Source organism: Granulosicoccus antarcticus IMCC3135 (assembly GCF_002215215.1).
In the GTDB taxonomy this organism is placed as follows: Bacteria; Pseudomonadota; Gammaproteobacteria; order Granulosicoccales; family Granulosicoccaceae; genus Granulosicoccus; species Granulosicoccus antarcticus.
Map to the genome: position 1 here is coordinate 892977 of NZ_CP018632.1, position 23190 is coordinate 916166.

General features: G+C 52.9%; 21 protein-coding genes. 7 read left to right on the forward strand and 14 right to left on the reverse strand.

Annotation, left to right across the window (positions count from 1 at the left end; translation table 11 throughout):
• The first annotated feature begins 49 nt into the window (after nt 1-49).
• Entirely contained in the window at nt 50-1579 is a 1530-nt protein-coding gene (locus IMCC3135_RS03840) for an aldehyde dehydrogenase (NADP(+)) (RefSeq protein WP_088916387.1), read from the forward strand.
• Between the two features lie 66 nt (nt 1580-1645).
• Here IMCC3135_RS03840 and IMCC3135_RS03845 read toward each other — a convergent pair whose 3' ends face one another.
• Both IMCC3135_RS03845 and IMCC3135_RS03850 read right to left on the reverse strand, forming a co-directional pair.
• On the reverse strand, nt 1646-2437 hold the full coding sequence (locus IMCC3135_RS03845) for a PRC-barrel domain containing protein (RefSeq protein WP_088916388.1): 792 nt from the start codon (nt 2435-2437) through the stop codon (nt 1646-1648).
• Between the two features lie 122 nt (nt 2438-2559).
• Complete coding sequence (locus tag IMCC3135_RS03850) at nt 2560-3948, reverse strand: class II fumarate hydratase (RefSeq protein ID WP_088916389.1); 1389 nt, start codon at nt 3946-3948, stop codon at nt 2560-2562.
• Between the two features lie 360 nt (nt 3949-4308).
• On the opposite strand from IMCC3135_RS03850, the gene IMCC3135_RS03855 reads away from it, so the two are divergent.
• Together IMCC3135_RS03855 and IMCC3135_RS03860 are read left to right on the forward strand one after the other, a co-directional pair.
• Nucleotides 4309-4704: a CBS domain-containing protein gene (locus tag IMCC3135_RS03855; RefSeq protein WP_088916390.1), complete on the forward strand. Its 396-nt coding sequence runs from the start codon at nt 4309-4311 to the stop codon at nt 4702-4704.
• A 37-nt stretch (nt 4705-4741) separates the two neighbouring features.
• On the forward strand, nt 4742-5671 hold the full coding sequence (locus IMCC3135_RS03860) for an isopenicillin N synthase family dioxygenase (RefSeq protein ID WP_088916391.1): 930 nt from the start codon (nt 4742-4744) through the stop codon (nt 5669-5671).
• Nucleotides 5672-5697: 26 nt separating this feature from the next.
• Here the strand turns inward: IMCC3135_RS03860 and IMCC3135_RS03865 are convergent, their stop codons facing one another.
• From IMCC3135_RS03865 to IMCC3135_RS03900, 7 genes are all read right to left on the reverse strand, one after another.
• Nucleotides 5698-7128, reverse strand: coding sequence for a sugar-binding protein (locus tag IMCC3135_RS03865; protein ID WP_157735746.1), 1431 nt, complete (start codon nt 7126-7128; stop codon nt 5698-5700).
• A gap of 11 nt (nt 7129-7139) precedes the next feature.
• On the reverse strand, nt 7140-7784 hold the full coding sequence (locus tag IMCC3135_RS03870; RefSeq protein ID WP_088916393.1) for a hypothetical protein: 645 nt from the start codon (nt 7782-7784) through the stop codon (nt 7140-7142).
• A 140-nt stretch (nt 7785-7924) separates the two neighbouring features.
• Complete coding sequence (locus IMCC3135_RS03875) at nt 7925-8230, reverse strand: chaperone modulator CbpM (RefSeq protein WP_088916394.1); 306 nt, start codon at nt 8228-8230, stop codon at nt 7925-7927.
• Nucleotide 8231: 1 nt separating this feature from the next.
• Nucleotides 8232-9215 carry a DnaJ C-terminal domain-containing protein gene (locus IMCC3135_RS03880; protein ID WP_088916395.1) on the reverse strand — a complete coding sequence of 328 codons (984 nt, stop codon included), beginning with the start codon at nt 9213-9215 and terminating at the stop codon, nt 8232-8234.
• 132 nt (nt 9216-9347) lie between these two features.
• Nucleotides 9348-11126 (reverse strand): SLC13 family permease, encoded by a 1779-nt coding sequence (locus IMCC3135_RS03885; RefSeq protein ID WP_088916396.1) that lies wholly within the window; start codon nt 11124-11126, stop codon nt 9348-9350.
• A gap of 236 nt (nt 11127-11362) precedes the next feature.
• Nucleotides 11363-12172, reverse strand: coding sequence for a DODA-type extradiol aromatic ring-opening family dioxygenase (locus IMCC3135_RS03895; protein ID WP_236994741.1), 810 nt, complete (start codon nt 12170-12172; stop codon nt 11363-11365).
• A 13-nt stretch (nt 12173-12185) separates the two neighbouring features.
• Complete coding sequence (locus IMCC3135_RS03900; RefSeq protein WP_088916399.1) at nt 12186-12629, reverse strand: DoxX family protein; 444 nt, start codon at nt 12627-12629, stop codon at nt 12186-12188.
• Nucleotides 12630-12730: 101 nt separating this feature from the next.
• Here IMCC3135_RS03900 and IMCC3135_RS03905 point away from each other — a divergent pair, with 101 nt between their 5' ends.
• From IMCC3135_RS03905 to IMCC3135_RS03915, 3 genes are all read left to right on the forward strand, one after another.
• Nucleotides 12731-13642, forward strand: coding sequence for a LysR family transcriptional regulator (locus tag IMCC3135_RS03905; protein WP_205737892.1), 912 nt, complete (start codon nt 12731-12733; stop codon nt 13640-13642).
• A gap of 243 nt (nt 13643-13885) precedes the next feature.
• Complete coding sequence (locus IMCC3135_RS03910; RefSeq protein WP_088916400.1) at nt 13886-14350, forward strand: (2Fe-2S)-binding protein; 465 nt, start codon at nt 13886-13888, stop codon at nt 14348-14350.
• Nucleotides 14351-14353: 3 nt separating this feature from the next.
• Nucleotides 14354-16735, forward strand: a complete 2382-nt coding sequence (locus IMCC3135_RS03915) for a xanthine dehydrogenase family protein molybdopterin-binding subunit (RefSeq protein ID WP_088916401.1) — start codon at nt 14354-14356, stop codon at nt 16733-16735.
• Nucleotides 16736-16751: 16 nt separating this feature from the next.
• Here the strand turns inward: IMCC3135_RS03915 and IMCC3135_RS03920 are convergent, their stop codons facing one another.
• The 5 genes from IMCC3135_RS03920 to IMCC3135_RS03940 all read right to left on the reverse strand — a co-directional run bounded on the left by IMCC3135_RS03920 (nt 16752) and on the right by IMCC3135_RS03940 (nt 21429).
• Complete coding sequence (locus tag IMCC3135_RS03920; RefSeq protein ID WP_088916402.1) at nt 16752-17675, reverse strand: SMP-30/gluconolactonase/LRE family protein; 924 nt, start codon at nt 17673-17675, stop codon at nt 16752-16754.
• The gene (locus IMCC3135_RS03925; RefSeq protein ID WP_088916403.1) at nt 17672-18427 is read right to left on the reverse strand and encodes an SDR family NAD(P)-dependent oxidoreductase; all 756 of its coding nucleotides are present in this window, start codon (nt 18425-18427) and stop codon (nt 17672-17674) included. Before IMCC3135_RS03925 ends, IMCC3135_RS03920 begins: the two co-directional genes overlap by 4 nt.
• 66 nt (nt 18428-18493) lie before the next feature.
• On the reverse strand, nt 18494-19321 hold the full coding sequence (locus IMCC3135_RS03930; protein ID WP_088916404.1) for a carbohydrate ABC transporter permease: 828 nt from the start codon (nt 19319-19321) through the stop codon (nt 18494-18496).
• Nucleotides 19318-20193 (reverse strand): carbohydrate ABC transporter permease, encoded by an 876-nt coding sequence (locus IMCC3135_RS03935; RefSeq protein ID WP_205737893.1) that lies wholly within the window; start codon nt 20191-20193, stop codon nt 19318-19320. Before IMCC3135_RS03935 ends, IMCC3135_RS03930 begins: the two co-directional genes overlap by 4 nt.
• Before the next feature lie 9 nt (nt 20194-20202).
• Entirely contained in the window at nt 20203-21429 is a 1227-nt protein-coding gene (locus tag IMCC3135_RS03940; RefSeq protein WP_088916405.1) for an ABC transporter substrate-binding protein, read from the reverse strand.
• 485 nt (nt 21430-21914) lie between these two features.
• Between IMCC3135_RS03940 and IMCC3135_RS03945 the strand changes: the two genes are divergently transcribed.
• Entirely contained in the window at nt 21915-23105 is a 1191-nt protein-coding gene (locus IMCC3135_RS03945; RefSeq protein WP_088916406.1) for a lipid A deacylase LpxR family protein, read from the forward strand.
• Nucleotides 23106-23190 lie beyond the last annotated feature (85 nt).

Below are 23190 nucleotides of genomic sequence, written 5' to 3' on the forward strand. Positions count from 1 at the left end.
GGATTGATTGCAAATGATAGAATAGGGTATTCACCAACAGGAACATCCTATGACGCTTTATGGCAGCCGTATTGCTGGCAAGATTCATGACGACGGTCCGGTCTTCGAAAATGATCCCGTATCCGGAGAACGCTCTTCATTCACCGTTGGAACACCAGAGCTGGTAGAGCAGGCGAGCAAGGCGGCGGCGGATGCTTTCAAGTCCTACGGTCGCACTACCCGTGTCGAGCGAGCGGAGTTTCTACGAACTATTGCTGCAGAAATCGAGTTACGGGGGCCGGCGATCACTGCCATGGGCGTTGCCGAAACCGGTTTGCCTGCTGGGCGTCTGGAGGGTGAGCGTGGCCGCACGACCGGTCAGCTGAAGTTGTTTGCCGAGCATATCGAGAAAGCTGAATATCTGGATATCCGTCATGATGCAGCGTTACCGGACAGAGCCCCTGCGCCTCGTCCTGATCTGCGTCTCATGCAACGACCACTGGGACCTGTGGCCGTCTTCGGAGCATCCAACTTCCCATTGGCGTTCTCTACTGCCGGCGGTGATACGGCCTCAGCCCTTGCCGCCGGTTGCCCGGTGGTCGTCAAAGGACACCCCGGACATCCGGGAACCGCCGCTATCGTAGGTGAAGCCATTGATGCTGCTGTGAGTAAATGCAACTTGCACCCTGGTACGTTTTCACTGCTTAATGATGGTGGGCCGGGCAATGAGGGGGCAGACAGTCGTGCGGTGGGCGCTGCACTGGTCCAGTCTCCTTTCATTAAGGCTGTTGGTTTTACCGGTTCTCTTGGTGGTGGTCGTGCCTTGTATGACCTTGCCAGCCGCCGGGCTGAACCCATCCCTTTCTTCGGTGAGCTAGGTTCTGTTAATCCGGTCTTTGTCTTGTCAGCGGCGGCCGAAGCACGTGGTGCACAGCTGGGCAAGGAGTGGGCCGGATCGCTGACAATGGGCGTCGGGCAGTTCTGCACCAATCCGGGTATCGTTGTAATTCCGTCAGAATCAGCGCAAGCGTTTGAAGAATCTGCCGTTGCCGCTTTGGCGGATGTACCTGAATCAGCAATGCTGACAAGTGGTATCGCCAGTGCCTATCGAAATGGTGTCAAGACTCTCTCCAATCATGCGGGTGTCCGGATAGTGCAAGCACCAGAGGCCGACGGGCGTGGTGCTGCTCCTGTTGTGCTTGCCGTCACCGCAGAAGATTTTATTGCCAATCCTGGCCTTGCCCATGAAGTATTTGGTCCAGTCGGCATCATTGTATCGACCCATTCCAACGAACAGATGCTGACGATTGCCCGTTCCATGGAAGGTCAGCTGACCAGCACCATGCAGCTTGACGAGGCTGATCATGCATTTGCGGCCGAGCTTCTGCCTGAGCTGGAAGAAATCGCGGGTCGTATTCTGTGCAACGGTTTTCCAACAGGCGTTGAAGTTGCTGATTCCATGATGCATGGTGGTCCATATCCGGCATCGACTCAGTCATCGACAACTTCGGTTGGCACGCTGGCTATACGGCGTTTTCTACGGCCTGTGTCTTACCAGAATTTCCCAGCAGGCTTGTTGCCATCTGACTTTGGCGCTTAGTCGTCAAGGCTTGTTTCAGTGAATGTACCAGTCGGATAGATTCCGACTGGTACTTGTTGGTCATCATCACATCATGGGGTAGAGGTAGTAGTCGGACAAGGTCGATACATAGCTGGTCTTGATGGCTTTGAGGTCACACAGTTGCGGGCTTTTTTCAATGGTCTGCTTGCTCATCGTGACGAACAGCTTGCTCTCCTCCCAGGAAATTCTCTCAATGGACTCAGGGGTGATGACCACCGTACGATCGGGCAGCCACTTGCTGGTGTCCAGCGCCAACAAGGTGATGTTCCATTGGTCTGTGTTGATAACCAGATCTGTCACCGGTCCCAGCTCCCCGTTGATTGCCGATACGGTATAGCCCAGAATTTCGCTGGCGCTGCGTAAATGCCGATCGGCGTAATCTGCATCCGAGACGTCGGCTTCCTGCTTGTCCATTTCCTGCTCTGCCAGAACCGCGGAACGTTCGATCAGGGTCTGGGGCATTAGCACTCCAGAGTAACCGGGAAAGAACAAGGTATCCTGCCCGAACGATGTATAGAGCAATTCGCTCTTGCGTTGCTCACCAACGGGGTGATGTTCATCAACGGAGGGAGCATTTTCAATATCCGCTTTGCTGATGGATACGTGAAAGGTGCGGGTGGCAGGGGATACCTGAGTAAAGTATTTGCTATCCAGCAGTATCTTGTTGGACGAGTACCAGTGTCCGGTTTCGACGACAAACCACTTGATGGCCCAGGTATCGTCGTCGAAGTAGATATCATGAATATTACCAAGCGTCTCATTGTCGTCGCTTGGCGATGTCTGGGTGCCGCTCTTGACATCATAGTGTCGCAGATCGGTGAAAATACAGTAGGTCATGTGCTTCTCCCGAATATCAGGGTAGAAACATCAATGTACTACCACCCGGATAGACAGGCAATCTTTGTAGTAATTACCCTCAGTCCTGTCGTTCTGACTGCCGGCAAGCCTGTATCAGCTGCCTAGTCCTTCTTTTCCGGTTTCCTGGTCAGTGACATGGGATTGAGCAGCTCTTCAAGCTGATTTCTGGGAAGATCCGTCATTTGCTCAGCTACCTCGACAATCGGCCTGCCTTCCTTGTAGGCGCGCTTCGCCACTTCTGCAGCCTTCAGATAGCCAATGTGTGGGTTCAAGGCGGTGGCTAGTATGGGATTGCGAAACAAGGCCTCTTGGATATGAGGCTCGTTGACCGTAAATCCACTAATGGCCTTGTCTGCAAGCAGGCGTGCACTTGAGCCGAGAAGCTCGATGCTGTCAAGCAGGCGACTGGCAATCAACGGCAGCATGACATTCAATTCAAAATTTCCCGACTGTCCGGCTATGCCGATGGTGGCATCATTGCCCATGACTTGAGCGGCAACCATGGCAGTAGACTCGGGTATGACTGGATTGACTTTGCCGGGCATGATTGATGAGCCTGGTTGTAGCTCAGGCAGTACTATTTCTCCCAGGCCCGCCAGAGGACCTGAATTCATCCAGCGCAGATCATTGCTTATTTTCATGAGGCTGACGGCACAGGTCCTGAGAATGCCTGACAGAGCAACTGCGACATCCTGAGTCGCCATCGCCGCATAGGCATTGTCGGTCGGTATGAATGCCATTTGCAGCTCGTCACTCATGTGTCTGCAGGTCAAGGAGGCAAAGCCTGCTGGTGCATTGACACCCGTACCAACAGCGGTACCGCCCAGTGCCAGTTGCTGCAGCATGCTTTGCTGCGATTCCAGACGCACCAGGTTGGCCTTGATCTGTGTCGACCATCCGCTCAGTACCTGTCCGAAGGTAATCGGCATGGCATCCATGAGATGTGTTCTGCCCGTTTTACACACCTCTGCCAGTTCGTCTGCTCTGCCATCAATACATTTCGCCAGATGCAATAGTGCCGGCATGAGATGGTGATGCAATGCCAGAGAGGCACTGATATGAATGCAGGAAGGAATGACATCATTACTGCTCTGGCTTTGATTAACGTGATCGTTCGGTTGTAGCGTCATTCCGCCCAGCTGACTGGCTAGCCTGGCAATCACTTCATTGGCGTTCATATTGGTACTGGTTCCTGAGCCAGTCTGAAAAACGTCGATGGGAAAATGCGTCATCAACTCAGGATCGTCCAGAAGCTGGTCACATGCCTTGATGATGGCTCCGGACATGGGGGCCGATAAGCCTTTCAGATCGTGGTTGGCTTGAGCGGCGGCACGTTTGACATGCAGTAAAGATATGATGAAACGCTGGGGAAGGGGTTGGCCGCTAACCGGAAAATTATTCACGGCTCGTTGTGTCTGAGCGCCATAGAGTGCTTCAAACGGCACTTCGATCTCACCCATGCTGTCCTTTTCGGTACGAGTCCGCTTCATTGTTGTTCTCTGATAATTCTATGCATGGCCATAGCCACTATTCTGACGGTATTCCCCTCCCTCAAATTCGCAACAGGCCTGACCAGAGAGCTGAAAGGTTACATTTTGTCGGCACAAGATTTTATTTGTCTGCCAACCTGATGACGAAAAGTGGCAGGAGCGACTCTTTCGTGCAAAAAATGTGACAGTTGTCTCATTGTGTGTCGGGGGCGTTGGCTCACCGATTGCACAGGGTCGAACTCAAATGACAACCCTGGATAACCTTAACGCAGTCGATACAGCTTGTATGGTCAGGGTAAAGGGTACATTACTGGCTAGTTAAGTCTGAACGGCCTGTTTTCAAGGCATCAAGGATAAGTAATGAACATTACCGAGTTAATGACCGACAGGGTTGCCACTGTGAGCATGGATGACCCGCTGAGTGTGGTCAAGAATGCTTTTGACAACTCTCGGTTTCATCATTTGCTGGTTGTAGATGCGGATGTGTTGGTCGGTGTCATCTCTGACCGTGACTTGCTGAAAGCCATGAGTCCCTTTTTGGGGACTGCTGCGGAGGTTAGGCGCGATATACAAACGATAGCGCAGCCGGTGCACAAGATCATGACCAGAAAACTGGTGACTCTGGGACCAGAGGCGCAGCTACAGGATGCCATTTCTGTCTTCAAGGAGCAGCAGATATCCTGTATTCCGATCGTTGATGGGATCGGGCAGCCAATTGGCATTGTCAGCTGGCGGGACATAATGAAGACGCTGTAAATGTGCCACACTGCCTGGTAGCTCAGGAGGTAGTCGCATGAACATTCCGCAACTCGACGCTCGATGTCTTTTTGATAGTGAACATCCGGATTACCAGGCCAGTCTTGCTCAAGTACGATTCGCTGCGCAGCAGGTCGGCTTCATGACGTTGACGAATACGTCTATGAGTAGCGACGATGTTCTTCAGGTGTTGGATATGTATCGTCGGTTTTTCAAGTTGCCGGCAGATACCAAGGCGGCTTGTGACATGGCGAAAACCGGTTCGAACCGTGGATGGGGCGCGCCTTACGCAGAACAGGTCGATCCTGATGCGAATCCTGATTTCAAGGAAGTGTTCGATAGTGGCTTGGAGCTGAGTGTCGATGACCCTCTGGCCAGGCATACCTACTACGCGCCGAACCGCTGGCCTGATGAGCCTGCAGATTTTCATTCAGTGATTTCAGGCTACTACCAACAAGTCACGAATATCTCATTGTCACTGTTGTGTGCCATTGCTCAGGCGATAGGGGAGCCAGCTGATTATTTTGCTGATAAATTCGATAAGCCGATGGCACTGCTGCGAGGTAATTACTACCCGCCACGTCCCGCGAGTGCTGCAGCCAAGGACTTTGGCATCGCCTCTCACACTGACTATGGTTGCCTGACACTACTGGCTACCGATGGTTCGCCTGGTTTGGAGGTGCAGACACGGCAATCGGGGTGGGTGTCTGTCAATGCGAGTCCGGGGACATTCATCATCAACTTCGGGGAAATGCTGCAAACGTGGAGCGATGGGAAAGTAGTGGCTACCCCGCACCGGGTCATCGGCGGTGAGAACGAGCGTATTTCAGTTCCATTTTTCTTCAATCCGCGTCATGACGTGAATGTGGCACCGCGTGGCGCTGATGAGAAAATGCTTGCCGGTGATCATTTGTCTGCTCGATATGATCAGACCTATGTTCACCGACAGACAGCTGCAAAACACTGATCGGGTGCTTTGCAGCTGGGTTCCCGCTATTCGAGGAGTAGTGTTCCGAAGACAGACGGATTTTGTTGTGCATCCGTATTACTGCCTGTTGGCTGATTCCAACTCCATTGAGAGATGAATCCCTCTATCCCGTCATCGTCGTTGATCATGAGTTCGAAACCAAACGGTTCGTCCGTATTGATACCGATGGCCGTCAGTGAAACACGGATTTCATAGATATCCTGATTGGTTTCCGGATTAGTCAGCCCGGCAGGGCCTTTTCCCGGTCCGGAAGCAAAAAGAACCGCCGATGAAAGGGTAGATGTGACGCCGGGAGCGCTACCATCAGTCAATGGCAATGTGCCCTCAGAGCTATCCTGCAACGGCAACAGGTAGTTGGAGTCGTTGTCGTCATAGCGCTGCAATTTACTATTGTCGGCATCCAGGAAAAGCTCAAGGCTGTCGTTTTGAGTACCCGCATCATCAGAATCACTTTGATGAGCCGTTTGGTTGTCAACCAGTACTACAACGTAGAGGTAGCGGCCGTCATGCATGGCTGCCCATCGATGTCCGGGGGAGTCATTGACACCATCAGGGTTCTGGCTTGATTGCAGCTTGTTGATCAGCAGGGGGGCACCACTGTTGTCTATCTGAATGGCTGCTGCCCACTCTCCGCTCAGATCGCCACCGGCGCCTGCGGTGGTCACGCCAGTGCCATCGATGAGCGGTGCGCTGAGTGAGGCGATTTGCGGGACGATAACATCTGCAAGTGTAGGCTCTGGCGTGATGTCAGGCGTTGTATCACTTGTTGGGTCAGTGTCGTCGGTTGTCGGTTCAGTACCCGTTGTTGGCTCAGTATCGCTGGTTGATTCAGTATCGCCTGCTGATTCCGAATCCGGTTCAACCTCGGTAGTTGGGGTTGACTCTGGTATCGATTCGGTAGGAAGTTGCGATGATGAATCAGTACTGCCATCATCAGAAGGATTGTTTGCAACCGAGCTGTCAGCTTGCAGAGGGTTAGTCCCATTGTGGCGTTCATCCAGATTGCTGATACCGTCACTGTCTGTGTCGATATCAGTTGAATAGTCGTTGGAATCTGTCCTTGTGACATTGCCATCTGCACTTACTTCAAGTGACTGGGTCTGGCTGGCCAGAGGGATGTCCTGTCCATCAAGGCTCTCCACCCAGGTAATCGTGGCGATATAGTTGCGGCCAGGTGTCACGTTGATAGTGCCGCTCCAGCTGCCGTCATCGTTCTTGACCAGATTAACGCTGGTTCCATTGGATAACCTGATTTGCGGGCTCAGGTTTTCCTGAACGACGGTCCCATCGTTCTGCAGTACGGCGGGTATGGTGACCGGAATGGAAGGCCTTGCTTTCAGAGTAGTAACTGAGCCGCCATCGGAGCACGATGCCAGCAAGGACAAGCCCAGAAATGCAAGTGTGGTTGCGAATGGAGATCTGTTAAAGGATCGCATGAAGGTGATTTTCATTGAACGTTGAATGTCAGGGGAACAATTTCAGAATCGTCCTCGCTGTCTTGAGCGGCTGAGGCGATGACACCTGCGGCGATAACGCCAAGTGTTATCTGGAACCAGCGTCTTTTAAGCAGTGGTGGTTTGTCGTCAGTGCTCACGGTGCCGTCGGCAATTGCCGGTTGTGCAGTGGCCGTAGCGGTGGTTTCAATAGGTTCTGCTGAGGCTGCCAGGAGGCGCTGGTAGGGGTCAAAGGCGTAGCCGCTGACGGTACGATTGCCGGATTCATCCTGCGCCTGTACATAATATTCGATGGTTCGCACATCGTTGAAATCAGTGGGAATCGAAACACTGAAATAACCGGTAGTGCCCAGTGATTCCATGGGAGCAGGTGAGTAAGGTAATTGACCAGCTCGGCGGTAGTAGAGCGTAACGCTCTGCAACTCGTTATCTTCCGCTATCTGGGCGGTAAAAACCTGTGTGCGATCAGCAGTGCCTTCGGCAAGCTCTTCCAGCTCTATGATTGGCGGAGTCGTGTCGAGGGGCGCGTCTGCGCTCTGAGCATGGCTATAGCCATTCCCCAGACACAGCAGCAGAATACTCAGGAATACACACTGAGATCGAATTTTAAAGCGGACACCCACTATGACTGACTCCACGCGAAAAGCGGCTCAGTATACGGAAGCTATTCGATCATGCTGCAATGCAATGCTGAGCGTTTGAGTACAGTTAGGTAATGTGCCTGGCTGGCTCTATAAGCCTAATATTAAAGGAGAAAACGAAATGCTCTGGTTTTTCATCAAACAATGAGTTGGCGTAATAATTCCAGTTCGGATCGCTGAGCTTCAATGGTGTCGAGCAGGCCAATGACTAGTGCCAGATGTGCAATGTCCAGCTCCAGTTCATGTTGCAGTTTCATCGCCTTGAGAATACGAATGAGGTGGGCCTGTTGGAAGTGCGACTCCACATCAGGTAGATCGTCGATCACCCCGTGATCGATGTAGCTGCCCAGTGTGCTTACCGTTATGTGGCACAGTGTGCATATTTCGGTTTGCGTATAGAGAATGTCTATCGATGCCACGTCGTGTTCGCTGTCATTTTGCATCTCATGCACTCCTCTTTCTGGCCATGTCGTCTGACCACAGATTTTTCATTGATTCGTAGAGTGCCCGTTGCTCGTCATTTTCTACCGCAGGTATGTCAACACGTAAAACGACAAGGTGATCGCCTGGTGTCTTGCCCGGAAAGCCACGACCTTTCAATCTGAGTTTCTTGCCGCCATTAGAGCCTGCCGGTATCGTCAATTTTACCGTGCCGGCAAGAGTTGGAGCTTCGATGACAGCACCAAGCGCAGCCTCCCAGGGGGCAATGGGTAGTACCGAGGTGACATTTCTGCCATCGAGTTGAAAGCGCTCGTCATCCTGTAATTTTATATCGATATAAAGATCACCCGCCGGTGTGCTGCCAGTACCCGGATTGCCCTGGCCTCGAAGCCGGATTCGCTGCCCGTCAAGGACGCCGGCAGGAATGGTCACTTTCAGAGTCTTGTCCTGCATCTTGATTGCTCCCGATGCATCTTCAGCGGGAACGCTTAGTGTCACGGGTACGATTGCACCGTTGAAGGCGTCAGCCAGTGATATCTGCAAGTGGCTGTGCAGGTCACGACTGGGTGGATTGAAACCTGCGCCAGAAGCATGTGCCTGTCCGCCTGCTTGCTGGTAGTCGTTGCCAAAAATTTCGCGAAAGAAGTCGCTGAAATCTTGCGGATTTTCTGAAGAAAATCCACCTTCGTGGGCACCAGACTGTCTTCGGCCTGAGCCATGTCCAGGCTGCCATCCCGGAGGGGGACGAAATTCATCCTGCGGGGAATTACCGGCGTAGATTCTGATCTGATCGTATTCGCGCCGCTTTTCCTTGTCTTTCAGAACGCTGTAGGCTTCACCGAGTGTCTTGAATTTTGCTTCGCTGTCAGATTCCTTGCTGACATCTGGATGAAATTTTCGAGCAAGTTTGCGATAGGCTCGCTTTATTTCAGCGGCATCAGCCTCCGGTTCTACACCCAAGACTTCGTAATAGTCAACGAATTCCATATGTTCATAGCCCTGATAGCATCTGGACGGGTCGCCCAGTGATTGCTATTCGTGCGTTTGCACGCTGTTATTGAAGATATGGATGAATCCGCTTCAAACAACGTCAGCGCACAATTTGCAATACACGATCCCTTACATCCAAACTAGCATGATCATCGGTACGGCAACACTGACGATCACGATATCCAGTAGCAAGCCGACGCGCCAGTAGTCGCCAAAGGAATATCCCCCGGGGCCCATCACCAGAGTATTGGATTGATGCCCGATAGGTGTGAGGTAGGGGGAGGCGGCCCCCACGGCCACAGCCATGAGAAACGGGTCGGCAGAAACTCCCAGTCCGGTTGCAAGGCTCAAGGCAATAGGGGCCATCAATACGGCAGTCGGTGTGTTGTGTACCAGATCGGACAACAGCATGGACACCGTCATAACCAGTATCAGCAGAGACCATACGGGCAAACCGTCGCTGACGCCGAGGATACCCTGTGCGATAAGCTCGGTTGCTCCGGTAGTCTGCAGAGCTTCGCCGATGGGTATGAGAAAACCGAGTAGCACGATTATCGGCCACTCTATGCTGCGATAGGCCGCTCGCAGCGATACCATTTTCATCAAAACCAGAATACCGACTACCGTGGTGAAGGCAATTTCGACCGGGACCCAGCCCATGGCTGCCACGAATATTCCCATTGCAAAGGTACCCGGAATCAGCAGCACCCCACGGCGTGGGTTTATTTCAAGACCACGGTTCTTGATACCCAGACAACCCAGTGTCTGACACAGCTGTTCGAGTGCCTGTGTTTCTCCTTGAAGCAAAAGTACATCACCAGTCTTGTATTTTATGTGTTTCAGACGGGTTCTGGCTGCATGGCCTTCGCGTGCTACGGCAAGCAGATTGACTCCGAAGCGTTGATGCATGCCGATACTGCGCATGGATAAACCTTCGATGGCGGAATTGGGCATGACGACCGCTTCAATGACCCGGACATCTGGAGATTTGAGCCAGTCAGGGTCAATGACCTCGGCACCGGCATCAAGCATTCCCGGATTCTCGAACAGAGGTTGCAGGGATTCACTATGCCCTTCCAGTATCAGTACGTCGCCAGGCTGCAGCAGCTCCATGGCCGAGGGTGCCATACGGCGCCGGTCCTTGCGCAAAATGAGCATGACAGCCACCTCGCCTTCACACATCAGTTCCAGTGCACCGACAGAGGTACCGATCAATTGCGAATCCGGTGGCACTCGAACCTCGGAAATATACCGTGCAATATGAAACTGTTCGGATGAATCCTGATCGGAACCACCCGGTCTGCCAGGCAGTAGGCGCCAGCCAATGGTCACAAGGTACAAAAGACCGGCCAGGGCAACCACGATTCCAACCGGTGTGAAATCGAACATGCTGAACGGTTCACCAACATTGTTTGCGCGAAAGGTGGCAATAATGATATTGGGTGGTGTCCCTACCAGAGTAACCAGGCCGCCAAGCAGGCTGGCAAAGGAGAGCGGGATGAGAAGTTTGGAGGCGGGGCGTTTAGATTTCTGAGCATCACGAAGTGTGATGGGCAGCATCAGTGCCAGTGCACCGATATTGTTCATGAAGGCTGAAAGAAATGCGGTGACGCCGCAATTAGCCGCAATCTGAGTGGTGATCGAGCCCCTGGCGTAGGCCAGGTATCTGAGAAACAGTTCTACTACACCGCACGATTGCAGTGCCTGACTGATGACCAGCACGCAGGCTACTGTAATGACCGCCGGGTGCGAGAACCCTTCGAAGGCATGATCCATGGGAACGATGCCAGCATAGACTGAGGTCAGAAGGGCAATACCGGCTACCACATCGTAACGCCAGTGATTCCAGACAAACAGAATCATGACGACTGCAAGTATGGAAAACACCGTTAGCTGATCCAGTGTCACGCAGATTTAGCTCCCGCTCAGATCGATGGCATATTGTAGACGGGTTGCAGGTTAACTGATCAAGCTACGTTGAATGCAAGGTTTTTCGGAATATGTCTATATAACCTCCTGGTTCTTGACGCAGCCGACTACATCAAAATCCAGAGAGGCGTTGCAGGGCCTACTGCACCGCAACAGGATCATCCAGACTGCATTGTTTGTCATTGCATCCTGTTCTGCTCGTGCAGATGGTCAGATTATTCAGCGAGAGGTGATTTACTGAAACGGAAGTTGGAGACGCTGATTCCTCCCATGAAATCACTCTCGTGATAGACCCGTTGCGATGGATCCTCCCCGGCAGCGCCCACAGCCACCATTAGCGGCAAAAGATGCTCTTCACGCGGATGAGCCTGCCGAGCCGATGGTGCATTTTCCCACTTGACCAGTGCGGCTGCGCGTTCTGTAGAGTCTGGCAAAGCCATCGACTTTTGTACCCAGTCATCAAACTCAGCAGATACCTGACGAGCATCGGGCCCGAAATTTTGCAGATTGTGGTAGCTCAGACCACTGCCGATGATCAGTATGCCTTGCTGTCTCAACGGCGCGAGCGCACGACCCATGGCCAGATGTTCAAGCGGGTCAAGCCCGTGTTTGAGTGACAACTGTACAACCGGAGTTGCTGCAAGGGGGTCGATGAGGGCCATGGGTGCATACATGCCATGGTCGAATCCGCGTTCGGCATCCTGTTGTGATGCAAAACCGTTGTCGCTGAGCAGGGTCTGGACCTGCTGTGCAAGCTCAGGGTTGCCGGGAGCCGGATATCTGATGGCGTAGGTGTGCTTGGGAAAGCCGTTGTAATCGTAGATCATGCCGGGCATGGGCTTACTGGTTACGGTGAATTCAGTGGCTTCCCAATGTGCAGAGACCATCAGTATTGCCCGCGGAATTGAACCCAGTTGTTGCGGTATCTTTTGCAGTGCGGAGCTAAGCCTGGCATAGGTGGCTCTCTGAGACTCCATCCATGGCCAGGGGCCACCACCGTGAGAAATAAAGTATGTGGGTAACAAGATCCTGGTTCTCCTAGATCCGTTTGTTCAAACGGGCATCTACCGACAGGTATCCGGCACCACTCAATACCAATGACAGGGTGACCGCCAGCAATGAGAGGGCAAATTCATAACCATCGTTGGCCAGGAACAGACCGTTGCTGAGGTGCACTGTGACGATGGCCATGATCATCGTGAAGGCCAGAACGGCAGCAGCAGGTCGCACCAGCAGACCAATGATCAGAGCCAGTCCACCAAAAAATTCTGCACTGCCAGACAGAAGCGCCATTTCGTAACCAGGCTGCAAGCCAATTGACTCCATGAATTGTGCGGTGCCTTCCAGGCCATAGCCGCCAAACCAGCCAAACAGCTTTTGCGCACCATGGGCCATGAAGATGATGCCCGCAGGTAGTCTCAAGGCCACGGGTGCCCAGTGTGCTTCAGTTGACAGTAGGCGGTTGAGTAAACGGTTGTTCATGAAGGCTTTCCGATGTAATAAGCGTGCATTTGAACAGTTGCATCGTTTAGGATAAACGTACAAAAACAGTACAATTTGTTTACTTATATGCAACAGTTGCCATGATTGATGTTTTAACAGGAATGCGCGTCTTTGTTTGTGTGGTTGAATCGGGCAGCTTTTCGGGTGCGGCAGAGAAGTTGGATCTTTCCAGAGGAATGACCTCACGTTACCTGGCTCAGATCGAGTCGCATCTGGGTGTGCGGTTACTCAATCGCACCACCAGAAAACTCTCAATGACGGCGGTAGGGCAAGACTATTACCAGAGGGCAGTGCAGGTGCTGGGTCTGGTGGATGAGGCCCAGCTTGCTGCCAGCTCAGAGGTGATCAAGCCACAAGGCACCTTGCGCATCAATGCGCCGTTGTCATTCAGCACCCACCATCTGGGCGAGGCCATCACGACGTATCTGCAGCGTTTTCCGGATATCAAAGTGGATCTATCGCTTGCAGATCGGGAGGTGAACCTGGTGGAGGAAGGTTTTGATCTGGCATTGCGTATCTCCCGTCGGATCGATCCTGCCCTGATCGCCAGGCCCATCACTCAGGTGCGTGTCATTGCCTGTGCCTCGCCCGCGTATATCAAAGAGCATGGATTCCCCGAGTCACCGGAAGAATTACAGCAACACAATTGCCTGACTTATGCTCATTCAAGCTCGTCGGGTGAATGGCATTTTCAGCAAAATGGACAACAATGTTCGGTACCCATCAAGGGCAATATGCATGGTAATAACGGAGATATGCTTTGCAGTGCTGCCGTTGCGGGTCTGGGTATCGTGTTGCAGCCGACCTTTCTTCTGTACAAACTGTTGCAGACAGGTCAACTGGTACGTGTGTTGCCTGATTGGGAGGCGCATTCACTTCATCTTTATGCCGTCTATTCGAATCGGCAATTTTTACCGTTGAAGTTGCGCAGTTTTATCGATTTTCTGGTGGGGCACTTTGGAGAAAATCCTGTCTGGGATGCCGAGCTTTGAGTGGCCAGCGTCCCTGGCGCTATTCTTTAGTATTGCCGTGCTTTAGTGATTGTGCTGACTTGCTGGTGTAGACATACTGATACACCGAATTACTCCAGTTAAGTGAATATTTTTGACAAGTCCCGGATGCACCAAAACCACTGTGCGCCATTGTCAGTACGGGAGTTGAGCGACAAAGATCCAGGACAGAAGCTTTGATACTTCTGCCGACCTGATAAACCAAAGACCATGAGGTGAATGACGATGATAGTTACTGTGAATGGTAAAGAGCATCAATATGACGGTGATCCGGCAATGCCACTACTCTGGTATGTCCGTGATGTGCTGGGTTTGACAGGCAGCAAGTTTGGTTGCGGCTCCGGCTTGTGCGGTGCCTGCACGATGCATCTGGATGGAAAATCGGTGCGCAGTTGCGTGTTACCGGTGCAGGCCGCCGAGGGGCTGACGGTTGTCACAATCGAAGGGCTTGACCCGGATGGTGATCATCCTGCGCAAAAAGCCTGGCGTGAGCATAACGTACCGCAATGCGGTTACTGTCAGGCTGGCCAGATCATGCAGGCGGCCTCATTGCTAGCCGAGAACAACACACCAACTGACAAGCAGATTACCGAGCATATGTCCGGCAATCTCTGTCGCTGTGGTTGTTATCAGCGAATCGAGGCTGCCGTGAAGTCTGCTGCCATCGAGCAGGCATCCAAAGGGGCATAGATCATGTTGAAATATATCGAGGAAGAGCTGGGTGGCTCAACCCAGAACTCAACGTCTGCAGTTGCGGGCAATATACTGATTGGAAAAGTCAGCTCGCGTCGTGACTTTCTGAAAACCCTGGGGATTTCTGGCGGTCTGGTCGTTGGCTTGCAGCTGCTACCTGCAGGCAGCGCGCTGGCCATGAAGCCCTATCCGACGGGGGCAGAAGCGATGCCTCACAAGACGGTGTCCGATCCATTGATTTTCGTTGCCATTGATAGCGATGGCACGGTTACGCTAGTCGCTCACAGGTCCGAGATGGGTACCGGCACACGCACCAGTTTGCCAATGGCCATCGCGGACGAGATGGAGGCAAATTTTGATCATGTCAGGATTGTTCAGGCCGAAGGCGATGAGCCGAAGTACGGTAATCAGGACACCGATGGCTCGCGTAGTTTGCGCCACTTCATTCAGCCTGCTCGGGAGATAGGTGCCTCTGTCCGTTTGATGCTGGAAGCGGCAGCAGCCGAAAAATGGAATGTGCCACTGGCGCAAGTCCGCGCTCGGGACCATGCCGTACGACTGCTTGACGGTAAAGGTGAGTCGGCGCAGGAATCCGGACAACGACTAGGCTATGGCGAGCTGGCTGAAGCGGCGATGGCCAATCCGGTACCGGCGTTCAGCGAACTCAAATTCAAGAGCGAAGATCAGTTCCGCTATATAGGTAGGGGCGAAGTACCGATCTATGACCTGCATGACATCACCACCGGCAAGGCCATTTATGGCGCTGATATCATACTGGAGGGCATGAAGTTTGCGGTTGTCGCACGGCCTCCTGTCGTGGGTGGTACCGTCAAATCATTTGATTCCACCGAAGCGATGAAGGTTGCCGGTGTGTCTCATATCATCGAAATTGCAGGTTCTTTGCCACCTGCGAAATTTGCACCGTTGGGTGGTATAGCGATAGTGGCGGATAGCACCTGGGCTGCCATCAAGGGCCGGGAAAAGCTTGTCATCGAGTGGGATAGTGGCCCACATGGTAATTTCAATACCAGCGAATATGAAGCACAAATGCGGGCAACAGCGGCAAAGCCTGGCACGGTAGTGCGATCGCAAGGTGATCCGGAAGCAACGTTTACCAACGCGGCCAAAGTGGTCACTGCCGACTATTATCAACCGCATATGGTGCATGCTCAAATGGAGCCTGTGGTTGCTGTGGCATCGTTGAGCGAGGGCAAGATGGAAATCTGGGCCCCGGTGCAGAGTCCTTACGGTGCTCGCCAGGATGTGGCGAAAACACTGGGTATGTCAGAGGACGATGTGCGCGTGAATGTCACCTTGCTCGGTGGCGGTTTCGGGCGTAAATCAAAATGCGACTACGTGATCGAGGCGGCCCTGGTCTCCAAGGAAGTGGGGGTACCGATCAAACTGCAGTGGACCAGAGAGGACGATATTCGTCACGGCTTCAACGCCACCACTTCAGTGGAGCGACTCGAAGCTGCCGTTGATGAGAATAACAAGGTCGTCGGCTGGCGGCACCGGTCTGTGTCTCCCACCATCTTTTCTCTGTTCGCTCCTGATCCGGGTATTGCAAGCGGCGTTGAAATGGGTATGGGGTTGGTGGATACCCCTTTTGATATTCCCAACATGTCCATCGAAACCGGTGAAGCCAAGGCGCATACTCGCATAGGCTGGTTTCGTTCCGTATCGAACGTGCCGCATGCGTTTGCTGCTCAGTCCTTTGTTGCAGAGCTTGCCCATTCATTGGGACGCGATCCGAAAGAGATGCTACTGGAATTGATTGGTCCGGGACGCAAGATCGATCCCGAGGCTGCCAATATGCCAAAGGATCTGTGGAATTATGGCGAACCCTATAGTGAATTTCCCAACGACACCGCCCGACTGCGCAACGTTATAGAGCTGGCAGCCGAGAAAGCCAACTGGGGACAATCTCTGTCCAAGGGGGAAGGTCTTGGCATTGCCGCGCATCGTAGTTTTGTCAGTTATGTGGCCACAGTGGTCAAGGTCAGAATTGATGAAAACGGCAACATAAAGATCCCTGAGGTCTATACCGCTATCGATTGTGGCTACTGCATAAATCCGGAACGCGTGCATTCACAGATAGAAGGCGCTGCAGTCATGGGGACTACGCTGGCATTCTATTCAGGACTGCACTATGAAAACGGTGCCGTCAAGGAGTCCAATTTTCATGATTATCCGGTGGCTCGTGTTACCTCCTACCCAGAGCGTGTCATGACACATATCGTCGATCATCCATTCTCGGTGCACGCAACGGGTGTGGGTGAGCCAGGTATCCCACCATTCGCACCGGCCCTGGCCAATGCGATTTTTGCAGCATCGGGCAAACGACTGCGTGATCTGCCTTTTGGTGACAAACTCGCCTAGAATCTGTGATGATCTTTTAAACAGTGGCGCCGAAGCTCTGACCTGGTTTGCCTGTTGTGCCAGACTCGATGGCAAACAGGCTGCCAGACAAGGGGGCTTCGGCAAGCTGTGTCTCGCTCAGCCCCACGCGTGCACTGGTGACAAACAGGGTTGAACCATCCACGCCTCCGAAAGAACAACTGGTGGGGCGAGGTACGGGAACGTTGATGATACGATCGATGCTGCCATCAGGTGCATAGCGAATGATGCAAGCTCCATCCCATTGCGCGCTCCATACATAGCCTTCGATATCAACGGCCAGTCCATCGGGGACACCTTTGCGGTATTTGTCAGGACCAGCAAAGACGCTTCTATTGCTTAAAGTGCCTGATTCCAGGTCAAAATCAAATCGATAGATAGTGGCTTTACCCGAGTCGGTGAAATAGAAGGTACGGTTGTCATCGCTCCAGCCAAGTCCGTTGCCGATATTCACTTTGTCCATCATGCAGCTCAGGCTGCCATCAGGGTCAATGCGCCAAAGTGAGGCTTGCTCGGAGGTGTCGCTCATGGACAGAGAGCTGGCCCATAGCCGACCCCTGGCATCACACTTGCCGTCATTGAAGCGATTGTCCGGCAGGTGAGCTTCGGGTTGTGCAAGTGTTGTGATCTTTCCGGAAGGATCGATTGCAAGAATGCCGGATTCACTACCGGCGATAAATCCACCCTCGACTCTGGGTACCGCAAGCCCCACCATCTCTGGCATCTGACGACGTATGAATGTTTTTTCATCCAGCGTGCCATCAGCTCCCATCTTGATCGACTGCAAGGCAGGGTTGACGATATCCACCCAGTAGAGTGTCTTTTCTGGTGCTGACCAGTGAGGCCCTTCACCCAGCTCATCAGTTCCATGAAATGCAAGACTGACACAAGCGTCACAGCTTGATTTTACTTTATTAGTCATAGTTCAGCACACAGCAAGGCGGACATGCCTTGATCGGCCAGCATGTCGCTGCCGCTCAAGGCTGTGGATGCGTCAGATAATAGAAACACAGCGCATTTAGCGACCTCAGCCACAGAGTTGTACCGCCCCGTGGCATGCCATGTGCGAAACATGGCCTCTGTTTCAGGCTCGTTTGCCGGACCGGCAGCTATAGTCTCGGTGCGGGTCAGGCCCGGGCTGAGAGAATTGACTCGTATGCCGTGTTTGCCCAGACTCCAGGCCATGGCGCGCGTCATGGCGACTATGGCTGCCTTGGTGCCTGCATACATCTCATAGCCGGCGGTTGTGGCACCTGCGTGATTGGAGGCAATGTTGACAATACTGCCACTGTGCCCATTCTCGCTCATGGTTCTGGCTACGGCCTGGGTCATCAGAAAGACCGAACGTTGATTGACACTCCACAGTGTCTCCAGTTTTTCTACTGACATACTGAGAAATGAATCGGTGATCGTAACGCCGGCATTGTTGACCAGTGCGTCTATGGGACCATGGGTGGCGATGACAGCGTCCACCCAGGAGGTAATACTGCTGGCATCGGCAACATCGAGTTGACGACAATCGATAGCGTCGCGCCCCGGGTAGTCCAGCTTGCCTTCCAGTGTGCCCACCACGACGCGAGCCCCGGCATCATGGCAGGCCTCGGCGATGCCGCGACCGATGCCAGCGCCTCCGCCGGTGACGATAACCAGTCTGTTTTCCAGTTCCTTGTTCATAGCTGCGTCAATAGAAGGATGAATGTGTAAAAAAAGGTGCCGGTCTTGCGCATGTCAGTGATCACTTCACTTCACTGCGCCGGCCGTGACCCCAGAGACAATACGCCGCTGGAAGAAGAGAAACAGGACAAGCAGTGGCAATGAGCCGAGAACCGCTGCCGGGAAAAGATCAGATGGTGACAGGTTGTGATTACCCACGAAACGATAGACGCTGATCATCACGGTAAATTTGGACTCGTCAGTGAGCAACAATAACGGATAGGTGAAATCGTTCCATACCATCAGCATGACGAACAGCGAAAGTGTTGCCGTGGCAGGGCCCAGCAGGGGGCGAATCACATGCCAGAAAATACGGAACTCAGAGCAATTATCCAAGCGTGCAGCCTCTTCGAGTTCTATCGGAATACCTCTGATGAATCCGGTGTAGAAAAAAACTGCCAGAGGCAGGTTCAGGGCGGTAAAGGCGAGGATCAGGCCCAGATAGGTATCCAGCAAGCCGATGTCCCGGAATATGACGTAGATGGGTGTGATGGTGACAAAGTTCGGTGTGGAAAGCCCCAGCGCCATCAGCAACACCAGTGCTCTGGCAAGCGGATTGGTATGGCGCGCCAGCGGATAGGCCGCCAGAGATCCGATGAATGAAACCAGTACCGTCACCGAGAGTGTAATGCCTACGGAGTTGAGCACACTGCGGGTGTAGTTCATCTTCGACAAGGCGTTGCGATAGTTATCAAAGTTCAGGCTTTCCGGCAGGCCTACCGGGTTCTGGGCAATCTCGGCACCGCTCTTGAACGACATGATGATCATGTAGAACACGGGCAACAGAATGAAGGCGACCATAATCAGGACCATGGCCGAGAGCAGCCAGCCACTGATGCGATGACGCAGTCTCATGTGTTCTCCTCACGGGATCGCAGGTAGCGGTTCTGGAGAAATGCGACCAACACCACCAGTATCAGCATGATGATGGACAGTGCGCTGGCAAAGCCGAACTTGTATTTGCCGAATAGCGAGTCGATGATATGCAGACTGAGCGTGCGGGTTGCACCATCGGGACCGCCGCGCGTCATGATGAACGGCAGCTCGAAGGTCTTTAAGGTGCCGATCGTGGACAGCGTGATGTTGATGGTGAAGCTTGAGGCCAGCAGTGGGACTTCAATATGGCGAAAGCGTTGCCAGTTGGAGGCACCTTCCAGTTTTGAGGCCTCTTCTATCTCGGAGGGAATGTTGGCATAACCGGCAAGAAAGATGGCTGTGGTGTAGCCGATGAACATCCAGATATGAGCAAAGGCGACAGCGAACAAGGCTGTGTTCGGATCACCGAGCCAGTTATGTTGCAAGCCGTCCAGGCCGATTGATGCCAGTGCGGCGTTGAGTCCGCCGTTGAACGGTGAGTAGATGAACTGCCAGACATAGCCGACGATGACAAAGGACATCATGGCCGGCGTGAACAAGGCGGCCCGACACAGATTTCTGACCGCTGGCAGCCGGTGCAGAAGGGCTGCAAAGAACAGCCCTATAATCGTCTGTATGAACACGACAATGACGGTGAAGAATATCGTGACCTTGAATGCGTCCAGATAGCGAGAGCGGGTAAAGATGCGTTCATAGTTCTTCCAGCCCACATCGCTGGCGATACCGACTCCGGTAAAGTCGGTAAAGCTCAGACGCAGCGACAATAGAATCGGGTAGACGAAGAACATCCCGATAACCAGAATCGCTGGCAGTGTGAACAGGAAGATGCGGTAGCGTCTGAGAGTTCGCACGAGCAGCGACTACTGATCTTCTATGATTTCGTCCCATCGAGACAGGACGTCAGCGGGATCTTTATCCAGATTCAGCAGGTAACCGGTCATGCTGTCAAAGATTTCAGATTCCAGTGGCTTGGGCCATTCGAGTACGCTGAACGGGAACATGATAGTGCCACCGTTATCGCGAGCGGCATCATACGGCGCTGCAACTTGCGACACGCCACTCTGGCCATCGACGAACGGGCTGTAGGCTGATTCTGCGACCAGCATGTCGTGCAGGTTGTCATTGTCAGTGAAGAATTCAACAAAGCGTTTAGCGGCATCTGGTTGATCAGACTTGGCAGCGATTGACCAGCCTATGCCGAACAGATCCAGTGCAACTCCCGATTCTTTGCTCGATGGGATAGGTGCAAAGACGAAATCCAGGTTTTCCGCTTCACTGAAGCTGGCAATATTCCAGGCGCCTTGCGCCATCATGGCAAAGTTGCCGGCCTTGAACTCTGACAGAGCGGTTGACCACGGATCCACACCTGCCTGGATTTCCGGATCAAAACATCCGGCATCTGCCAGGTCTGAAAAGGTCTCCAGAGTGCCGATAAAGGCCTCACTTTCAGAAAAGAGTTGCTCACCGGAACCTAATGCAGACGACTCCTGCGGTGCTGCCTCCAGGCCATTGGCGATGACATACAACGGGGCCGAGAAACCACCAGGGAAAAGCATGGGCTTGATGCCAGCCTCATCAAGTTTGGTGCAGGCAACTTTGAGGGCATCGATGGTGATGGGAGGTGTCTCGATTCCTACCTGGCGCAGCAGGTCCATATTGACGAAATTGCCCATGCCAATGACTTCCAGCGGCATGATGTGAATCTCATCACCGGTGTTGATGGCTGCTTGTACAGGCGGGGTTAGCCGATCAAACCACTCACCCTTGTCAAGCGGCGCCAGCAGGCCGGCATCTCCCCAGACTTTAACCAGCGGCATATCAGTCATCATGACATCGGGTGGGTTATCACCTTGCACTCGAGGCGGCAGGACGATATCGGTGTCGGTCCGACTGATATATGAAAAGTCGACGCTGACGTCCGGGTTGGCGCTTTCAAACTTCTTGATCAGGTCGGGGATGGCGGCTGGTTCGGAATCATTGCCCTTCCATGCAGTGACTTCCAGTGTGACAGCGTGTGCGACTGGTGCCGAGGCCAGTAGCGCGCCAGCACATACAAGTGGCAGAGATTGGTAGAAGAATCTTTTCATGGAATCCTGTTTCCCCTGGTAAGCAGAAGTGAGTAGAAATCGATAAACACCACTGGATAGTACACAATCTCACCCAAATAACACACTATCTATTGGCTGTTTATGCTTTTTGACGCGTTATTGTTCCTGTCCTGAATATAGACTTGTGACTGATAGGCCTGATAAGCCGGAGATTCGGTTGATTGACTGTTCCCGCGGTACAAGTCCTCTTGTTCCTGTCGTCAACGAATTCGCTGAGGCGCAGGCACACATTCCCCCCATATTCCTATCAGATCGAGACACAGCTGTTGCGTATTGACGTGATCGAATCGAGACTCTTGTGCTTTCTTACCGCGAAGTAAAGCACCCGCAAAACGAGCGACAGGTCTGGCAACGATAGTAGCCACACCCCGACGAGGCATGGCCTTTTCGTTAACGCAAGTCTGGCAGTGTTTTCGAGTTCAGGTTTCTGGAAATACTGATCAAAAAATAATAGGAATGATGCGGTGTACGACTTACAAGAAAAAGCGTTGCAGTTCATAAAGCGCGATAGATCAGTCTCTTTCCAGGCCGGCAATGACATCAGTGCCGTCCTGCTGGACAGCCAATCTTGCAAGCGTATCTCGAAGGCGGTTCTACCCGGATTGATGTTGGTCGCAAGTCTGGTTGGTAGTTCTGTTGTTCGAGCGGAAAATATCGAACATATTGAAGCTGAAAATACCGGTTGGTCTTTTCAGTTCGACAATGATGTGTTCGTTGGTGGAAACAAGGATCAGGATTACACCGGAGGCTTTGCGGTTACCTTGTCAGGTAATCGCGCCAACGGATACAGCTGGTCTCCAAACCGACTCAGACAATGGACAGATGACGCCCTCGGACTGAAGGCTTATCTGGGACAAGGATCCAGACAATATTCCAAGCATGCTCTGGAATGGGGGGCGGCCTTGTTTACACCCAACGACATCACTTCTGCGCAGGCCAATCCCAATGATCGTGCTTACGCCAGTCTGTTCTTTTTGAACAGTACGGAACAAACGGTGTTTCCCGAGCATGCCTTGTCAGTGAAGTCGAGCTTCACAGTGGGTCTGTTGGGACTGGATTTTGCGGACAATGTACAGAGTGGTATTCACAAATTGCTGGGCAGTACTCAACCAGAAGGTTGGGATAACCAGATTTCTTCTGGCGGTGAGCTGACGGCCCGATATGCGTTAAGTCTGCAGAAAACAGCCTTTCAGCGATATTACTCCAATGGTCTGAGTCAGGAATTCAACTGGACCGCAGATGCTGACGTGGGGTTCACCACCGGTTTTGGTGCTGGCTTCAACTGGCGTTTCGGGCGTATCGGCACGCCTTGGTGGACATTCAACCCGCATCAGTCCGAATACCTGAACCTGGGGTCAAACATTGCATCCGGTGTTGCTGAATATGACACGCGAGAGCGCTATATCTATGTTGGCAGCAGTGTCAATGTGAATATCTACAACTCGTTTCTTCAGGGTCAGTTTCGCAGTAGCCAGGTTGAGGCCGATGCCAGTGATGTAGAGCCGATCAGTGCGGATGTATGGGCTGGGGTCAGTGTTGAGGTTGCTCCAACTCTGCACGTAGAAGGTTTTGTCAGGGCACGATCACGAGAGCTGGACAAGCCTGATGCCAGAGCCCCATCCTGGGCTGGCATCATTGTCAGAAGAACCTTGTAGCAAAATACACCGTCAGTCGACGTTGTCGCTGTACTATCCCCGGACTGCCCTTGCGCCGCCCGGGGATAGCTCAATTAGAAAGCTT